Raw genomic sequence first — 14,804 nt, 5'->3', positions numbered from 1 at the left:
CTTGATGACATTAATGTCATCATACGGTCATCCTGACGACCTGATGGCCTCACCATGATGGGGGAAAACGCCAACCCAGGAGCCTGTCATCATGATACGTCATCGTTTTACCGGACTGCTGTTTTCCTCATTGCTGCTATGCAGCCAATGGTCTTTCGCCGCCGATGCTCCCGCCAAACCGCAACCGCCGGTGCGCGGCACCATCAGCGCAATATCGGACAACCAGTTACAACTGACCGACCGTAAAGGGCAAAAAATTGATGTCAAACTGACCGACCGGACCCGGGTGACGAGCGTGACCAAAGCCAGCCCGGACACCATCAAACCGGACAGTTACATCGGCACCGCCGCCATTCCCCAGCCTGACGGCACGCTGAAAGCGCTGGAAGTGCATGTGTTCGACGCCAGCCTGCGCGGCGCCGGCGAAGGTCACCGGCCGTGGGAATCCGCCGACGGTAAAAGCGGCACCATGACCAACGGCACCGTCGGCAAGCTGGTAAACAGCAACGGCCGCACCCTGACCATCACTTACAACGGCGAACAGAAAACCGTGGTGGTGCCGGATGACGTGCCTATCGTCAGCATCGCACCCGGCGATCGCAGCCTGCTGCAACCGGGCACGCATATCGTACTGTTCTCCAACGTCGACGAGCAGGGCAACCGGGTCGCCATCGCCATTTCGGCCGGGAAAGACGGCACCGTGCCGCCGATGTAATCAAGGCACAGCTATGCAAACATCACCTCCCGTACACGCCTGGCCGGTCAGGCTCACCCACTGGGTCAACCTGCTGGCGATGACCGCTATGTTCATGAGCGGCTGGGAAATCTACAACGCCTCGCCGCTGTTTGATTTCCACTTTCCCCAAGCCATCACGTTAGGCGGCTGGCTGGGCGGCGCTATCGGCTGGCATCTGGCGGTGATGTGGTTGCTGGTGAGCAACGGCTTGCTGTATGTGTTGTGGAGCCTGTGCAGCGGGCACTGGCGGCGACGCTGGTTGCCGCTCACGCCGACGTCGCTCCGGCGCGATATCCGGCTGGCGCTGACCTTCCGCCTGCGGCACGAATCCTTCCAGTACAACGCCATTCAGAAGCTGATGTATTTCGGCGTTATCGCGCTGGGCATATTGCTGGTGCTGTCCGGGCTGGCTCTCTGGAAACCGGTGCAGTTGCAGGGGCTGACCAATCTGTTGGGCGGTTTCGCCGCCGCTCGCTACGTGCATTTCTTTGCTATGAGCGGTATCGGCCTGTTTGTGGTGATCCACGTGGTGATGGTGCTGGTAGTCCCGCGTACGCTGTGGGCGATGCTGACCGGAGGCAAACATGAGTGATAAATCGCCGCGCCGCACGCCGCTGATACTGGAGCCGGACCAGAAAAAACAGCTGGTGAATCTGGAACGCCGCCTGATGTTGCGCTCCGGGCTGACGCTCGGCGCCGTGGCGATGCTTACCGGCTGCAATATGCAGGACGGCGACAGCGTCGACAAGGTGCTGTGGGCGATGTCGCGCTGGAACGACCGGGTACAGGCGTGGCTATTCAGCGGACAGCGGCTGGCTCCCAGCTATCGCCCGGATCAGATAACCCAGCCATTTCCGTTTAACGCCTTTTATCCAGAATACAATGTGCCGGAGATCGATCTGGACAGTTATCGTCTGGAGGTTTCAGGCAAGGTGGAGAAAAAGGGAATCTGGACACTGGAGCAACTGCGCCAGCTACCGCAGGAAACACAGATTACCCGGTTGATCTGCATCGAAGGCTGGAGCGCTATCGGCCAGTGGCGCGGCATTCCGCTGCGCCTCTTCCTGCAGCATATCGGCGCTGACCTCACCGCCCGTTATGTCGGCTTCAAATGCGCCGACCGCTATTACTCCAGCATCGATATGGCGACCGCCCTGCACCCGCAAACCATTCTGGCGCTGGAATTCGGCGATCAGGCATTACCCGCCGACTACGGCTACCCGCTACGGCTGCGCGTCCCTACCAAACTCGGCTTCAAAAACGCCAAACATATCGCAGCACTGTTCGTCAGCGACACCAACCCCGGCGGCTACTGGGAAGATCAGGGGTATAACTGGTTTAGTGGTATTTGAACGTCTACCCCGCCACCGGATTGCTGGCAAGCTCCCCGACAATCACATTCCCTAATGTGATAATGGCCGCCTCCCTCTCCGGTGTTAATGGCAAGGCATAACTCAATCGCAGGCAATGACGGTATTTCCCGCCTACAGAAAACAGCTCCCCTTCATAAATCCTGATTTTTTTGTTAGCCAGACTGTGGTTCAACCGTACGCCATCAAACTCTTCAGGCAACTCAACCCACAGTACAAACCCGCCTTGCGGGCGGCTGAGACAAATCGTATCCGGAAACACACGACGCACCAGGTTGACTAACGCTTCCAGATTGCGCTGATAGAACGAACGCATTCGGCGTACATGCGGCATGTAATATCCCTGCTGGATAAATTCGGCCACCGCCTGTTGGAAATATATGGATATCGCTCCGGTGCTGGTGTACTTCATATACAGCGCCCGATCCAGATAACGCCCCGGCGCCACCCAGCCGATTCGCAGGCCGGGGGCCAGCGTTTTGGAAAAAGAGCTGCATGTCAGAACCCGCCCATCATAATCGAGGGATTTCAGGGTAATCGGCCGCGGATAGTCATACGTTAGATCCCCATACACATCATCTTCAATAATGGCGATGTCATAACGTTGCGCCAGCGTCATCAATGCGCGTTTGCGATGTTCCGGCATAACGAACCCCAGCGGATTGTTGCAACTCGGCACCGTCAGCACCGCCTTCACCGGCCATTGCTCCAGCGCCAGCTCCAGCGCTTCAAGGCTTATCCCGCTGGCAAAGTCAGTAGGAATTTCAATCACCTTGATGCCATGACCGCACAGTATCTGCATGATGCAATGAAACACCGGCGACTCAATGGCAACGATATCGCCGGGATCACACACCGCCCGTATCGCAATCGACAGCGCTTGCGTGCAACCATGAGTAACGATGATATCCTGCGCCGATAGCTGGCAGCCGCTATCAATCATTAGTCGGGCAATTTGTTCACGCAACAGCGGCAGACCATCCGGACAGTCATAACCCATAGTGGCGATATCCTGTTTTTGCCCGATACGATTAATGTTCTTCCACAATGGTTTCAGCGTGCTTTGCGCCAGATCGGGAAGACTCCCCCCCAACTGCAGAATTTCCGGATCGGCGCGGGAACGGAGCAGATTCAGTACCGAGTCCCACCGGTTAATCTCCACCGGGCGCTGTACCGGGCGAGTCATTGCCGGAATCGGCGCGGCCGCCATACGGGGTTTAACGAAATATCCCGAACGAGGCAACGGTACGATCAGCCTCTTCTCTTCCAGCAAATGATATGCCTGCTGAACCGTGCTGATACTGACGCCATGCTCCTGACTTAACGCACGTACCGATGGCAAACGCTCGCCGCTCTGATACAGCCCTTGTTCAATTCGCTGCGCCAATAAAGTGGCCAGAAGCTGATATCGCGTCATTGATGTATTTTCCTTCTGGTTTCCATACAGAATGTGGCGTAAACGACCATTCAGATCGTCATATCGCTCATCTGTATCAAAAATAAAATCCAAGACTGCCTCTAAAACCAGACAGATGGGTTTGCCATGATAATAAGGGTCATCACCTGCGGAGAATCGCCATGACGATACTATTCCCTCCCCATCGCCTTGAGTCATCCCCCCACATGCCCATTCAACTGCGCCTGCTACGGCGATTATGGATCTGGTACCAGCACCACCAGACCCGCAAAATCCTGAATGAACTGAACGATGAACGTCTCAAAGATATCGGCCTGAAACGGGAAGACATACAGCGCCTTTACCGGAACTGGCCGGACAGGATTTAGCAAGCAGCACCACGATTATAGGCGGCCACGGCCGCCTGTCTGGAAAGCCGCGGCGTTTGGCAACGCCTTATCGCGATAATTGCTTGTTTTCTTTAAACCATGAATTGAGCGCCAAAAACAGGTACAGATCACACAAAAAATCGCAATTCAGATCGCCTAACCGTTCCTCTGTATGATCAGAATAGCCATTTTCTGCATCTGTATCCTAAAACTCACCGGTTGCACACTATTTCCAGCACAGTTCACCGGGGATACCACCATGACACAGCCACACCGCCCTTCAAATACCGCCGTCGGCCCGCGTTTCTTCCTTCATCATTTCCGCCAACGCTGGCACGCCTGGCGACAGCGAGTACAGGCACGAAAGGCGCTACGTCGACTGGACAACAACCGGTTGGAGGACATGGGGCTGACGCGCCGGGATGTGGACAATTTATGGTAGCAACGAACAAACGATAACGAGTCGAATAACACGGAGGCAGGGCAGAATATGCGAGACACTGCGCAGAAAAAAGCAATCAATACCGAGAGAAGGCGATGGTCTGCGTACCGCTGCGCACATCGCCGAATTGCCCGTCGCTGTGCCGCCGGGCGGTTGTTACAGTGCGTGGGCTGATACAGCCGGAGCAGAAACCTACCGCCTGCTCCGCCTCATCCTCGGCCAGCGCGGGCGGAGAGACACAACCCGCGCCGGTCCTGTCAACATCGTGTCGGGCTACTCGGTCGGGTAGCCCGGCATCGCCCATACTGACGGCCAGTCGCCCGGCTGCCCGCCGTTGCATTCCGGCTGATAGTTGTAGGCCACAAGCTGAAAAGTCTTGCCGTCAAACACCCACTGCGCGCTTTCGCCGCAGTCGGCGATGCCGCGCCCTTTCGCCGAGTGATACAACATGCCGCTTTCCGGGTCATAGTCCGCTTCGGTAAACCAACGGATTTTTTCCTCACGGCTGTCCGCCGGGCGAATCGGCCTTGGCAATTCCAGCAACTGCGCGGCCTGCGGGTTATTGCGTGGAGTGACAAACAGCATGCTGGAGGACTGATAGGCTCCCATGCCGCAGTTGAGCATCACCAGCGCCAGCTCGTTGGTCAGCGGTTCGGCCTCACTCAACTGGCGGGCTTCTTTGCTCAACCCGCAGTCTTCCTCTTCCAGCAAGGTTTTTTTAGCGCCGATCACGCCGTTAATCAGCGTTTTCGCATTGGTCAGCGGCGGCGGCTGGGTATAAGCCGGGTTGATTTCCTGTCCCACCGGTACCGGCGGCACCTGCGCCACCTCACCATTGCCGACCTGCAATAATGCGCTGAGGTTATTCAGGCGCCCCTGCCGTTCATCCGCCAGCAATAACGCTGCATTCAGGCCGTTAAGCGAGATGGATTCTTCCTGATTATTACTCTGACTACCACTGTGCTCCGACAGCGACAGCCGTTTGGCGTTTTTGGCCGCCAGCACAAACTGCTGGATCACATCCAGTTGATCGGTATGGACGTAAAACGCGCCTTCTTCCTCATCCGTCTGCCAGGCTGGCTGGGTCAGTTGAAAGCGGACGCCATCCAGATACAGCGCCTGACGCTTATCGGCCAGATCGAAGTCCAATGAGATTTTGCCCTGAGCGCCCGCTTCACGCTTTAGCGTCACACGCAGGTACGGGTCATTGTTCCTGATGTCGCAGTCATTCAGGTTGTTGCAGGTAATCTGCCAGTGCCTGAATACCTTCTGCACCGGAGTCGGATAACCGGAAGGCATCTCGCCGGCGCTGAACGCGCTGCCGGACAGCAAAACCAGAATGATGCCTGAAAGCGTTGTCGTGAATCGCATCGGACATTCCTTATGAAACTTCCATGCTGATGTTATAGCGCAATTATGTCTTTTCCCCGCCACTAAAAAAACGCTGAAAGCGTTTTTTAACGTCGCTTGCGACGGCCCATCGGGTGAGTTCCGCCATTAGGGTGGAACGAATCATAAAACGCTGAAAGCGTTTTTTAACGTCGCCTGCGACGGCCCATTGGGTGAGTTCCGCCATTAGGGCGGAACGAATCATAAAACGCTGAAAGCGTTTTTTAACGTCGCTTGCGACGGCCCATCGGGTGAGTTCCGCCATTAGGGCGGAACGAATCATAAAACGCTGAAAGCGTTTTTTAACGTCGCTTGCGACGGCCATCGGGTGAGTTCCACAATCGACCATTTTTAAACAGTCACGGTCGTCAATAAAAGATCTTCATGTGAAATAAGAATATAAAAAAAACCGCACCTTATCGCTAAGGTACGGTTTTTTATTATCGGTGAAACTGACGGTTATTCGTCGTCGCTGCTGCCAAAGCCCGCGTTCAACAGTTCAGCCAGGTTGGCAGATGCTTCATCCGCGCTCACCTGAGCCACTGCCGGGACTTCGCCAGCCTGACGGCGGCGCATGCGATCCTGATGGTACGCATAGCCGGTACCGGCCGGGATCAGACGACCCACGATGACGTTCTCTTTCAGGCCACGCAGCTCATCGCGTTTGCCGGCAACCGCCGCTTCCGTCAGCACGCGGGTCGTTTCCTGGAACGACGCAGCGGAGATGAAGGACTCGGTAGCCAGAGACGCTTTGGTGATACCCAGCAGGTCGCGGCTGTAAGTTGCCGAAATCTTGCCGTCCGTTTCCAACTGACGATTGGCGATCTTGATGCGCGACATTTCCACCTGCTCGCCTTCCAGGAACTCAGAGCTGCCCGGATTGACGATGGTGCCTTTACGCAGCATCTGACGAACGATAACTTCGATGTGTTTATCGTTAATCTTCACGCCCTGCAGTCGGTAAACTTCCTGCACTTCGTTCACGATGTAACGGGTTACCGCGTGTACGCCGCGCAAGCGCAGGATGTCATGCGGAGATTCCGGACCGTCGGAAATCACGTCGCCGCGTTCCACACGTTCGCCTTCGAACACGTTGAGCTGACGCCACTTCGGAATCATCTCTTCGTACGGTTCGCTGCCGTCAACCGGCGTGATCACCAGACGACGTTTGCCTTTGGTTTCTTTACCGAAGGACACCACGCCGCTGATTTCCGCCAGAATCGCCGGCTCTTTCGGACGACGGGCTTCGAACAGGTCGGCAACGCGCGGCAGACCACCGGTAATATCCTTGGTACCGCCGGATTCCTGCGGAATACGCGCCAGGGTGTCACCCGCGCCGATCTGAGAACCGTCTTCCAGCTGGACAATCGCTTTACCCGGCAGGAAGTACTGCGCCGGCATGTCGGTGCCCGGAATCAGTACGTCGTCGCCGTTAGCGTCAACGATTTTCAGCGCCGGACGCAGGTCTTTACCGCCACCGGTACGTTCCGCACTGTCCAGTACCACGATGGAGGACAGGCCGGTCAGTTCGTCGGTCTGACGAGTAATCGTCTGGCCATCGATCATATCGGTAAAGCGAATGCTACCGCCCACTTCGGTGATAACCGGCATGGTATGCGGATCCCAGTTCGCTACGGTATCGCCACCGTTAACTTCTGAGCCATCGCCTTTGCCCATAACCGCGCCGTAAGGCACTTTATAGCTTTCTTTGGTACGACCGAATTCGTCGATCAGTTTCAGCTCGGTGTTACGCGAGGTGATAACCAGCTTGCCGGCGCTGTTCTTAACGAACTTGGCGTTGGTCAGTTTCAGGCTACCTTTGTTTTTCACCTGAATGCTGGATTCGGCTGCCGCACGGGATGCCGCACCACCGATGTGGAACGTACGCATCGTCAGCTGAGTACCCGGTTCACCGATGGACTGTGCCGCGATAACCCCGATGGCCTCACCTTTGTTGATGATGTGACCACGCGCCAGGTCGCGACCGTAGCACTTGGCGCACACGCCGAAGTCGGTTTCACAACCTACTACGGAGCGTACTTTCACCGCGTCGACCGAGTTTTCTTCCAACAGGTCACACCATTTCTCGTTCAGCAGCGTGTTGCGCGGAACCAGAATGTCTGCGGTGCCCGGTTTCAGCACGTCTTCCGCCGTTACACGGCCCAGTACGCGCTCACGCAGCGGCTCTTTCACGTCGCCGCCTTCGATAACCGGCGTCATCATGATGCCTTCGTGGGTACCGCAATCGTCCTCGGTCACCACCAGGTCCTGCGCCACGTCAACCAGACGACGAGTCAGGTAACCGGAGTTCGCTGTCTTCAACGCGGTATCCGCCAGACCTTTACGCGCACCGTGGGTGGAGATGAAGTACTGGAGTACGTTCAGACCTTCACGGAAGTTCGCAGTGATCGGCGTTTCGATGATGGAGCCGTCCGGCTTCGCCATCAGACCACGCATCCCCGCCAGCTGACGAATCTGTGCCGCAGAACCACGCGCACCGGAGTCGGCCATCATAAAGATGCTGTTAAAGGAAACCTGTTTCTCTTCTTCGCCGTTACGGTTGATCACCGTTTCGGTAGAGAGGTTTTCCATCATCGCCTTGGCCACACGCTCGTTCGCCGCGGCCCAGATGTCGATGACTTTGTTGTAACGTTCGCCCGCGGTTACCAGACCAGACTGGAACTGCTCCTGAATCTCGGCAACTTCGGCTTCCGCTTCGCTGATGATTTCCACTTTCTTCGCCGGAATGACCATATCGTCGATACCAACGGAAGAACCGGAACGCGCCGCGTAAGCAAAACCGGTGTACATGATCTGGTCGGCAAAAATAACCGTCGGCTTCAGACCCAGCACGCGATAGCAGGTGTTCAGCATCTTGGAGATCGCTTTCTTACCCAGCGCCTGGTTGACGATGGAGTAAGGCAGACCTTTCGGCACGATCATCCACAGGATAGAACGACCCACGGTAGTGTCGATCAGGCTGGTTTTCTGCGTCCACTCGCCCTGCGCGTTCTTCTGGTGCTCGGTAATACGCACCTTCACGCGAGCGTGCAGCGAAGCCAGGCCAGCGCGATAGATACGCTCAGCTTCTTTCGGACCGGTCAGCACCATGCCTTCGCCTTTGGCGTTAACACAGTCACGGGTCATGTAGTACAGACCCAACACCACGTCCTGAGACGGAACGATGATCGGCTCACCGTTCGCCGGCGACAGAATGTTGTTGGTGGACATCATCAGCGCACGCGCTTCCAACTGGGCTTCCAGCGTCAGCGGTACGTGAACAGCCATCTGGTCGCCGTCGAAGTCGGCGTTATACGCCGCACACACCAGCGGGTGCAGCTGAATGGCTTTACCTTCGATCAGTACCGGTTCGAACGCCTGAATACCCAGACGGTGCAGGGTCGGCGCACGGTTCAGCAGTACCGGGTGCTCGCGGATGACTTCATCCAGGATATCCCATACCACGGCTTCTTCGCGTTCCACCATCTTCTTGGCGGCTTTGATGGTGGTAGCGAGACCACGCAGTTCCAGCTTGCCGTAGATGAACGGTTTGAACAGTTCCAGCGCCATTTTCTTCGGCAGACCGCACTGGTGCAGACGCAGGTACGGACCAACGGTAATTACGGAACGACCGGAGTAGTCCACGCGCTTACCCAGCAGGTTCTGACGGAAACGACCCTGCTTACCTTTGATCATGTCAGCCAGCGATTTCAGCGGACGCTTGTTGGAACCGGTGATCGCACGACCGCGACGGCCGTTATCCAGCAGCGCATCCACCGCTTCCTGCAGCATACGTTTTTCGTTACGTACGATGATGTCCGGCGCAGCCAGATCCAGCAGGCGTTTCAAACGGTTGTTACGGTTGATCACGCGACGATACAGATCGTTCAGATCGGAGGTCGCGAAACGACCGCCGTCCAGCGGAACCAGCGGACGCAAATCCGGCGGCAGCACCGGCAGCACGGTCAGGATCATCCACTCCGGCTTGTTGCCGGACTGCACGAACGCTTCCAGCAGCTTGATGCGCTTGGTCAGCTTCTTACGCTTGGTCTCGGAGTTGGTTTCGTTCAGCTCTTCGCGCAGCTGTTCGCATTCCTGCTCCAGATCCATGTTCTTCAGCAGAGCCTGGATCGCCTCGGCGCCCATCTTGGCGTCGAATTCGTCACCGAACTCTTCCAGCGCGTCCAGATACTGCTCTTCAGTCAGGATCTGACGGCGCTCCAGATTGGTCATGCCGCCTTCGACCACCACATAGGATTCGAAGTACAGTACGCGTTCGATATCGCGCAGCGGCATATCCAGCAGCAGGCCGATACGGGACGGCAGGGATTTCAGGAACCAGATGTGAGCGGTCGGAGACGCCAGCTCGATGTGGCCCATGCGCTCACGGCGCACTTTGGTCTGGGTCACTTCAACGCCGCACTTCTCACAAATCACGCCACGGTGTTTCAGGCGCTTGTACTTACCGCACAAGCACTCGTAGTCTTTTACCGGCCCAAAAATACGGGCGCAGAACAAGCCGTCACGTTCCGGTTTGAACGTACGGTAGTTGATGGTTTCTGGCTTTTTCACTTCACCAAAAGACCAGGAACGGATCATGTCTGGCGAGGCCAGAGCAATTTTGATCGCATCAAACTCTTCGGTTTTAGTTTGCGCTTTCAGAAACTTTAATAAGTCTTTCACGGATTGGCTCCTGTCGGAGTTAGACCTGTCAGACACCTGAACCATGCCGTTAAAAACACGGTTCAGGTGCCCCTGTAACGAATGCTCGCAGCGCTATCAGGCTGGGATTACTCTTCTTCCAGCTCGATGTTGATACCCAGGGAGCGGATTTCTTTCAACAGTACGTTGAAGGATTCCGGCATGCCCGGTTCCATCCGGTGATCGCCATCCACGATGTTTTTGTACATCTTGGTACGGCCGTTCACGTCATCGGATTTCACCGTCAGCATTTCCTGCAGGGTATAGGCTGCGCCGTAAGCTTCCAGCGCCCACACTTCCATCTCACCGAAGCGCTGACCACCGAACTGCGCCTTACCACCCAGCGGCTGCTGGGTAACCAGGCTGTAAGAGCCGGTAGAACGGGCATGCATCTTGTCATCCACCAGGTGGTTCAGTTTCAGCATGTACATGTAGCCCACGGTAACCGGACGCTCGAACTGCTCGCCGGTACGGCCGTCGAACAGACGGATCTGACCAGAAGTCGGCAGATCGCCGAGTTTCAGCAACTCTTTGATCTCGTTTTCCTTGGCACCGTCGAACACCGGCGTGGCGATCGGCATACCTTTCTTCAGATTTTCCGCCAGACGCAGCACTTCTTCATCGCTGAAGGTGTTCAGGTCGACTTTCTGGCGCACGTCGTTACCCAAGTCATAAGCTCTCTGGATAAACTCGCGCAGCTTGGCCACTTCCTGCTGCTGCTTGAGCATGGCGTTGATCTTGTCGCCGATGCCTTTGGCAGCCATACCCAGGTGGGTTTCCAGAATCTGACCGATGTTCATACGTGACGGTACGCCCAGCGGGTTCAGTACGATATCGACCGGCGTACCGTTCTCGTCGTAAGGCATATCCTCGATCGGGTTGATCTTGGAGATAACACCCTTGTTACCGTGGCGGCCTGCCATCTTGTCACCCGGCTGGATCTGACGCTTAACAGCCAGATACACTTTGACGATCTTCAGCACGCCCGGCGCCAGGTCATCACCCTGGGTGATTTTGCGGCGTTTGGCTTCGAGTTTCTTCTCGAATTCGTGTTTCAGTTCATCATACTGCTCGGCCAACTGCTCCAGCTGGTTCTGCTTCTCTTCGTCGGTCAGACCCAGTTCCAGCCAACGCTCGCGCGGCAGCTTGTCCAGTTTGTCCGCTTCGATGCCGCCGGCAACCAGCACGTCATGGATACGGGCAAACAGGCCGGCTTCCAGAATCTGCAGTTCTTCAGTCAGGTCTTTCTTCGCCTGCTTGAGCTGCATTTCTTCGATTTCCAGCGCACGTTTGTCTTTTTCCACGCCATCGCGGGTAAAGACCTGCACGTCGATAACCGTACCGGAAACGCCGTTCGGCACACGCAGAGAAGAGTCTTTCACGTCAGACGCTTTCTCACCGAAGATGGCGCGCAGCAGTTTCTCTTCCGGCGTCAGCTGGGTTTCGCCTTTCGGCGTCACTTTACCGACCAGAATATCGCCGCCGGTCACTTCCGCACCGATGTAAACGATGCCGGATTCATCCAGCTTGGAGAGCGCTGCTTCACCCACGTTCGGGATATCGGCAGTAATCTCTTCAGGCCCCAGCTTGGTGTCACGGGACACGCACGCCAGTTCCTGAATGTGGATGGTGGTAAAACGGTCTTCCTGCACCACACGCTCGGAAACGAGGATGGAGTCTTCGAAGTTGTAACCGTTCCAGGGCATGAACGCGACGCGCATGTTCTGACCCAGCGCCAGTTCACCCAGATCGGTGGACGGGCCGTCGGCCAGCACATCGCCGCGCTCAACCGGTTCGCCCAGCGACACGCACGGCATCTGGTTGATGCAGGTGTTCTGGTTGGAACGGGTGTATTTGGTCAGGTTGTAGATGTCGATGCCGGCTTCGCCCGGGTACATTTCATCTTCGTTAACCTTGATCACGATACGGGACGCATCCACGTACTGGACCAGACCGCCGCGTTTGGCAACGGCGGTTACACCGGAGTCCATCGCGACCGCACGTTCCATACCGGTGCCCACCAGCGGCTTGTCAGCGCGCAGAGTCGGTACCGCCTGACGTTGCATGTTCGCACCCATCAGGGCGCGGTTGGCGTCATCGTGTTCCAGGAACGGAATCAGGGACGCACCGACGGAAACCACCTGCTGGGTGGAAACGTCCATGTAGTCAACCTGATCGCGGCTGAACAAGCTGGATTCGCCTTTGCTACGGCAAGTAACCAGTTCCTCGATGAAGTGACCTTCGTCATCCAGGTTGGTGTTCGCCTGAGCAATAACGTAGTTGCCTTCTTCAATCGCCGACAGGTAATGGATTTCGTCGGTCACCACGCCATCGCGTACACGGCGATACGGGGTTTCCAGGAAGCCGTATTCGTTAGTCTGCGCGTACACAGACAGCGAGTTGATCAGACCGATGTTCGGACCTTCCGGCGTTTCGATAGGACATACGCGGCCGTAATGGGTCGGGTGTACGTCTCGAACTTCAAAGCCGGCGCGCTCACGGGTCAGACCGCCTGGGCCCAATGCGGAAATACGGCGTTTATGCGTAATTTCGGACAGCGGGTTGTTCTGGTCCATAAACTGGGACAGCTGGCTGGAACCGAAGAACTCTTTCACCGCTGCGGAAATCGGCTTGGCGTTGATCATGTCCTGCGGCATCAGCGTATCCAGATCGCCCAGAGACAGACGCTCTTTCACCGCACGTTCAACACGCACCAGACCGACGCGGAACTGGTTTTCCGCCATTTCGCCCACGGAACGGATACGACGGTTGCCCAGATGGTCGATATCGTCGACTTCGCCCTTACCGTTACGGATATCGATGAGTTTTTTCATCACATCGATAATGTCCGCTTTGCTCAGAATCCCGGAACCTTCGATTTCTTCGCGCAGCAGGGAACGGTTGAACTTCATACGACCAACCGCGGACAGATCGTAACGATCTTCGGAGAAGAACAGATTTTCGAACAGCGTCTCGGCCGCTTCACGTGTCGGCGGCTCGCCCGGACGCATCATGCGGTAGATTTCGACCAGCGCGCTCAGGCGATCGTTGGTCGGGTCGACACGCAGGGTCTCGGACATGTACGGACCGTGGTCCAGATCATTGGTGAACAGCGTGTCGAGACGCTTATGACCCGCCTGGCTCAGTTTAGCCAGCAGATCCAGCGACAGTTCCATGTTCGCCATCGCGATCACTTCACCGGTGCTTTCATCCACGTAATCTTTAGCCAGCACTTTACCGGCGATGTATTCGACCGGTACTTCAATGCGCTCGATGCCGTCTTTTTCCAGCTGACGAATATGGCGCGCGGTGATGCGGCGGCCTTTCTCAACGTAGACTTTACCGTCAGCTTCGATGTCGAACGACGCGGTTTCGCCACGCAGACGTTCCGGCACCAGCTCCATCTGCAGCTTGTTGTTGTGGATTTCGTACACCACTTTATCGAAGAACAGATCCAGAATTTCTTCGGTGGAGTAACTCAGCGCACGCAGAATGATGGTAGCAGGCAGTTTACGGCGACGGTCGATACGGACAAACAGGTTGTCTTTCGGGTCGAATTCAAAATCCAGCCAGGAACCACGGTAAGGAATAATACGTGCGTTATACAGCACCTTACCGGAAGAGTGGGTTTTACCCTTGTCGCTGTCAAAGAAGACGCCCGGGCTACGATGCAACTGAGAAACGATAACACGCTCAGTACCATTGATGACAAAGGTACCGTTGTCGGTCATGAGCGGAATCTCGCCCATGTACACTTCTTGTTCTTTGATGTCTTTAACGGTGCCTTCCGGCGCTTCGCGCTCGTAGATCACCAGACGCAGTTTCACGCGCAGCGGCGCGGAGAAGGTAACACCGCGGATTTGACACTCTTGAACGTCAAATACCGGCTCACCCAGACGATAACTCACGTACTGCAGCTCGGAATTACCGCTGTAACTTGCGATAGGAAATACGGAACGGAATGCCGCTTCCAGACCGTACTGGCCTTCCGGATCTTGCTCGATAAACTTCTGGAACGAGTCAAGCTGGATAGAAAGGAGATATGGGATATCCAGAACTTGTGGACGTTTCCCAAAATCCTTACGAATGCGTTTTTTCTCGGTATAGGAGTAAACCATAGGGTTCCTCAGCTCGCTGACAAGTCGACCCACTTTGTCCACCCTGAAAAGGGCGGTTCATGCGACACCATTTATGTCGATCGGAAAGTGGAACACTTTCCGCAATACCTGTTTCTATCACTCTTAAATCATTTCATTACGCTTTACACAGAACGAACGCCCTGACGCAATATATTAAGTCGTCGATAGAAACAAGCATTGACGGGAAATCGGTAGTCAAACAGTGTGAAACGCTACCGACACCCTACAGCGCAAAAAGGCTG

The 14,804-nt window shown here is 56.0% G+C and carries 10 protein-coding genes; 5 read left to right on the top strand and 5 right to left on the bottom strand.

Annotation, left to right across the window (positions count from 1 at the left end):
* Positions 1 to 91: 91 nt before the first annotated feature.
* The 3 genes from CPA59_RS01205 to CPA59_RS01195 are packed head-to-tail and all read left to right on the top strand — an operon-like array spanning position 92 to position 2,088.
* Positions 92 to 715, top strand: coding sequence for a hypothetical protein (locus tag CPA59_RS01205; protein ID WP_107758543.1), 624 nt, complete (start codon positions 92 to 94; stop codon positions 713 to 715).
* A 13-nt stretch (positions 716 to 728) separates the two neighbouring features.
* A complete protein-coding gene (locus CPA59_RS01200) occupies positions 729 to 1,328 on the top strand; it encodes a cytochrome b/b6 domain-containing protein (protein WP_107758542.1) in 600 nt (199 codons plus the stop codon).
* Entirely contained in the window at positions 1,321 to 2,088 is a 768-nt protein-coding gene (locus CPA59_RS01195; protein WP_107758541.1) for a molybdopterin-dependent oxidoreductase, read from the top strand. The genes CPA59_RS01200 and CPA59_RS01195 overlap by 8 nt, the downstream gene beginning before the upstream one ends.
* A 4-nt stretch (positions 2,089 to 2,092) precedes the next feature.
* On the opposite strand, the gene CPA59_RS01190 is transcribed toward CPA59_RS01195, so the two are convergent.
* Positions 2,093 to 3,523 (bottom strand): PLP-dependent aminotransferase family protein, encoded by a 1,431-nt coding sequence (locus CPA59_RS01190; RefSeq protein WP_038917503.1) that lies wholly within the window; start codon positions 3,521 to 3,523, stop codon positions 2,093 to 2,095.
* Between the two features lie 161 nt (positions 3,524 to 3,684).
* On the opposite strand from CPA59_RS01190, the gene CPA59_RS01185 reads away from it, so the two are divergent.
* Positions 3,685 to 3,891, top strand: a complete 207-nt coding sequence (locus CPA59_RS01185) for a DUF1127 domain-containing protein (protein WP_082202679.1) — start codon at positions 3,685 to 3,687, stop codon at positions 3,889 to 3,891.
* A 259-nt stretch (positions 3,892 to 4,150) separates the two neighbouring features.
* The gene (locus tag CPA59_RS01180; RefSeq protein WP_071605139.1) at positions 4,151 to 4,333 is read left to right on the top strand and encodes a DUF1127 domain-containing protein; all 183 of its coding nucleotides are present in this window, start codon (positions 4,151 to 4,153) and stop codon (positions 4,331 to 4,333) included.
* A 273-nt stretch (positions 4,334 to 4,606) separates the two neighbouring features.
* Here CPA59_RS01180 and CPA59_RS01175 read toward each other — a convergent pair whose 3' ends face one another.
* The 4 genes from CPA59_RS01175 to rpoB all read right to left on the bottom strand — a co-directional run bounded on the left by CPA59_RS01175 (position 4,607) and on the right by rpoB (position 14,541).
* The gene (locus tag CPA59_RS01175) at positions 4,607 to 5,704 is read right to left on the bottom strand and encodes a DUF1176 domain-containing protein (protein ID WP_100848701.1); all 1,098 of its coding nucleotides are present in this window, start codon (positions 5,702 to 5,704) and stop codon (positions 4,607 to 4,609) included.
* A gap of 43 nt (positions 5,705 to 5,747) precedes the next feature.
* Positions 5,748 to 6,047 carry a hypothetical protein gene (locus CPA59_RS01170; RefSeq protein ID WP_255412260.1) on the bottom strand — a complete coding sequence of 100 codons (300 nt, stop codon included), beginning with the start codon at positions 6,045 to 6,047 and terminating at the stop codon, positions 5,748 to 5,750.
* A 134-nt stretch (positions 6,048 to 6,181) separates the two neighbouring features.
* On the bottom strand, positions 6,182 to 10,405 hold the full coding sequence (gene rpoC / locus CPA59_RS01165; protein WP_038917499.1) for a DNA-directed RNA polymerase subunit beta': 4,224 nt from the start codon (positions 10,403 to 10,405) through the stop codon (positions 6,182 to 6,184).
* A gap of 107 nt (positions 10,406 to 10,512) precedes the next feature.
* Positions 10,513 to 14,541 (bottom strand): DNA-directed RNA polymerase subunit beta, encoded by a 4,029-nt coding sequence (gene rpoB / locus CPA59_RS01160; RefSeq protein ID WP_107758540.1) that lies wholly within the window; start codon positions 14,539 to 14,541, stop codon positions 10,513 to 10,515.
* Positions 14,542 to 14,804 lie beyond the last annotated feature (263 nt).

Source organism: Dickeya sp. Secpp 1600 (genome assembly GCF_003049805.1).
In the GTDB taxonomy this organism is placed as follows: Bacteria; Pseudomonadota; Gammaproteobacteria; order Enterobacterales; family Enterobacteriaceae; genus Dickeya; species Dickeya fangzhongdai.
This window is presented reverse-complemented; position numbering and strand designations above follow the sequence as displayed.